The sequence below is a fragment of the Streptomyces sp. WM6378 genome, assembly GCF_001279695.1.
In the GTDB taxonomy this organism is placed as follows: Bacteria; Actinomycetota; Actinomycetes; order Streptomycetales; family Streptomycetaceae; genus Streptomyces.
Map to the genome: position 1 here is coordinate 1 of NZ_LGDD01000143.1, position 1,018 is coordinate 1,018.

The window sequence follows — 1,018 nt, forward strand, 5'->3', positions numbered from 1 at the left end:
GCTCGGCGATCTTCATCGCCTCGTCGATCAGCGTCTCCACGATCTTCGACTCCGGGACCGTCTTGATGACCTCGCCCTTCACGAAGATCTGCCCCTTGCCATTGCCCGAAGCCACACCCAGATCCGCCTCACGCGCCTCACCCGGACCGTTCACCACACAGCCCATCACCGCGACACGCAGCGGAACCTCCATGCCCTCCAGGCCCGCCGTGACCTCCTCGGCCAGCTTGTACACATCCACCTGCGCCCGCCCGCACGACGGACACGACACGATCTCCAGACGCCGCTGACGCAGATTCAACGACTCCAGGATCTGGATACCCACCTTGATCTCCTCGGCCGGCGGAGCCGACAGCGAAACCCGGATCGTGTCGCCGATCCCCTCGGCCAGCAGCGCACCGAAGGCAACCGCCGACTTGATCGTGCCCTGGAAGGCCGGGCCCGCCTCGGTCACACCCAAGTGCAGCGGATAGTCGGACTGCGCCGCCAGCTGCCGGTAGGCATTCACCATCACGACCGGGTCATTGTGCTTCACCGAGATCTTGATGTCCCGGAAGCCGTGCTCCTCGAACAGCGACGCCTCCCACAGCGCCGACTCGACCAGCGCCTCCGGCGTCGCCTTCCCGTACTTCTTCAGCAACCGCGCATCCAGCGAACCCGCGTTCACACCGATCCGGATCGGCGTACCCGCATCCTTCGCCGCCTGCGCGATCTCCTTGACCTTGTCGTCGAACTGCTTGATGTTGCCCGGATTCACCCGCACCGCGGCACACCCCGCATCGATCGCCGCGAACACGTACTTCGGCTGGAAGTGAATGTCCGCGATCACCGGAATCTGCGACTTCCGCGCGATCGTCGCCAACGCATCCGCATCGTCCTGCGTCGGACACGCCACCCGCACGATCTGACAGCCCGACGCCGTCAACTCGGCGATCTGCTGCAACGTCGCACCGATGTCCGACGTCCTCGTCGTGGTCATGGACTGCACCGAGACGGGTGCGTCCCCGCCGACCGCCAC

At 65.5% G+C, this 1,018-nt stretch carries 1 protein-coding gene; it reads right to left on the reverse strand.

Annotated elements, in window-relative coordinates; all coding sequences use genetic code 11:
* A partial coding sequence (gene ispG, locus ADK54_RS14325; protein WP_053726004.1) for a flavodoxin-dependent (E)-4-hydroxy-3-methylbut-2-enyl-diphosphate synthase occupies window positions 1-1,018 on the reverse strand: 1,018 nt, incomplete at both ends.